The sequence below is a fragment of the Rhodococcus sp. H29-C3 genome (assembly GCF_030063405.1).
Classification (GTDB): domain Bacteria; phylum Actinomycetota; class Actinomycetes; order Mycobacteriales; family Mycobacteriaceae; genus Rhodococcoides.
In genome coordinates this window covers 1-2147 of record NZ_JASITC010000050.1, presented here as the reverse complement: position 1 = coordinate 2147, position 2147 = coordinate 1, and the positions used below count along the sequence as shown (strand labels likewise).

The 2147-nt window shown below is 60.1% G+C and carries 4 protein-coding genes; 3 read left to right on the top strand and 1 reads right to left on the bottom strand.

From position 1 onward, the window contains the following. The first annotated feature begins 122 nt into the window (after nucleotides 1-122). Complete coding sequence (locus tag QMK32_RS25100; protein WP_283478284.1) at nucleotides 123-755, top strand: CG0192-related protein; 633 nt, start codon at nucleotides 123-125, stop codon at nucleotides 753-755. A gap of 177 nt (nucleotides 756-932) precedes the next feature. Continuing rightward, nucleotides 933-1106: a hypothetical protein gene (locus QMK32_RS25095; RefSeq protein ID WP_283478283.1), complete on the top strand. Its 174-nt coding sequence runs from the start codon at nucleotides 933-935 to the stop codon at nucleotides 1104-1106. An 83-nt stretch (nucleotides 1107-1189) separates the two neighbouring features. On the opposite strand, the gene QMK32_RS25090 is transcribed toward QMK32_RS25095, so the two are convergent. Beyond that, on the bottom strand, nucleotides 1190-1579 hold the full coding sequence (locus QMK32_RS25090; protein WP_283478282.1) for a VOC family protein: 390 nt from the start codon (nucleotides 1577-1579) through the stop codon (nucleotides 1190-1192). A 378-nt stretch (nucleotides 1580-1957) separates the two neighbouring features. On the opposite strand from QMK32_RS25090, the gene QMK32_RS25085 reads away from it, so the two are divergent. Continuing rightward, a partial coding sequence (locus QMK32_RS25085; RefSeq protein ID WP_283478281.1) for a site-specific integrase occupies nucleotides 1958-2147 on the top strand: 190 nt, incomplete at its 3' end.

Sequence of the window (2147 nt, the reverse complement as noted above, 5' to 3'; positions counted from 1 at the left end):
ACCAAGATCCGTGCATTTATCAACGGCTGGAACCCCCGCGCTCAGCCCTTCGTCTGGACGAAAACCGCCGAGCAGATCCTCAAGAAAGCCAACCGCCCAACAACTTCAAACGCGGGCCACTAGTGTCCTTGATCTACATTGCCGAACTCAACCCCTCGAAGGACGAACTCCTCGCCGCCTGGATTCCCCGCCAGCCGTGGGCCATGAATTCGGACACCTCTGGACTCGAGCGGGTTGGAGCGTATCGATTCGATGATCCAGCAGGGGCGGTCGGTGTCGAAACCCATCTGCTGCGATCGGCGTCGGACACGGTCTTTCAGGTTCCGTTGACCTATCGCAGTGAACCGTTGGACGGTGCCGACGCTTATGTGGTCGGCACGACAGATCATTCGATTCTTGGGAAGCGCTGGGTTTATGACGGTGCCGGGGATCCTGTGTATGTTTCGGTCACTGTGCACGCGATTGTCGATAGTGCTCAGCAAGCCGAGCTGATCGTCGAGTCCGACGGGGTTCGTTCCATCGGTGAAGCAACGGCCTCAGTCCACGGAAGTGGAACTGGCGACATCGATCCGGGTCCACCCGACAATGCAATCGTTGAGCATAAAGGCAGTCGTACAACCGTCAAAACCGCACGTTTCATACTCACCGTCCACCGCGTGATTGACGCGAAGTCGACAGAAGAACCGCAACTGTCGGGCACGTGGACAGGCCAGGAATCGGTGTCGACTTTGGTCGTGCTCGCACCGCCGGCTTAACCGATGAAATAGCCACAGATTGGGCCGGTGGGAGCATGCGGTTCAGTTCACCGATCGTCGCATACGCCGAGCTCCGGACAGACTTGTTCGGCACTGCGGCGGTGCCGTGCCCACTATCGGAGCTCCCGGCCGAGGAAACGTCGCCTGGCTGACGCCGCGGCCGCAATACTTGCGCACGTGAGGAACGTGGACAATCAGCGGCTCCGTCTACTCGTGGGGGACGACGCGCCGGGGCAGGTTGCGGCTGCACTGAAACTGCGCCTCGATGACTACGGCCGCGACTCCCGCTTCGGTGACCACAACAACCAACCTCTGCTGCTGCGCCGCCTCGACGCTGCCCGGCACGAGTAACGGGCTCATCGGCGTCCTGGATGGGACGGTGCCGAATGGGGCTGTCGTCAGAGTTTCCTGACGTCCGTTGGTTCTTGCGACTATCACGAGGGGCCTGGGGTGACCCACTGGACAAATTGGATGACGATCCCGTTGGGGTCGGTGACCTGAAACAGCTGCTCGCCCCACTCTTCCTTTCGGAGTCCCATCGTGATCTCCACGCCCTCCGCGCTCAGTCGGGTGAGCTCGCCATCGATGTCATCGACCACAAGCGCAACGATCACACCGGCAGCGTGTTCGTCGCGTAATCCTTCGGGTAGCACAGCGATCCCTCGGCGGAGGAATATCACATCCATCGCCGCGTCCTGGCGGGTAAGCGAGGCAAATCCATCGACGGCCATCTGCTCCCGGAATCCGAGATGGACGGAAAAAAATGCACTCGACGCTGCGACGTCGTTCACGGTGAGGGAAACGGCAGAAGAGGTTACCTGCATGAACAACTCCTTGGATCGGGGAAGCGACGCGTCAGCTCTGCTCCACACACCGTACGCCGTACGGTAAGAGTGAACTGGCAAACCCTCGCCGTGCCGATCGGTTGAGTAATCGAGGTCGTCTCACTGACGTCTACGCCGCGCCGGCGTGGGCCTTCACCGGCTCTTCGACTTTAACCGGGCAGCTCAGCAAGAGTCTGAATGTTGGCCCGCGCGGAGCGGGTCGTATGAAACCGTATCCGACGGGCCGAGTTGTCGACGCTTCTGAAGCCGCTATAGGTTAACCGGCCCTTGCCGGTCCGACACGCGGTAAATGCTGAGGTCCAGCATGATGCGGTCGATGGGGGCGACACTGATTAAAGTGCTGCTCGAGGAGGCATCATGGGACTGAAAGTGGTTGCTGATTCAACCGGACATCGGTTGGAGGGGGCCAGCGCGGATATCGATGTCGTCAACGCGTTCCTCGAGCACCTGAGCATCCGCAATTTCTCAACCGCGACGCGGCGCGCATACGCTTACGACCTGCTCAATTTTCTGCGTTTCCTGACCGTGAGTTCACTTCGTCTCAGCG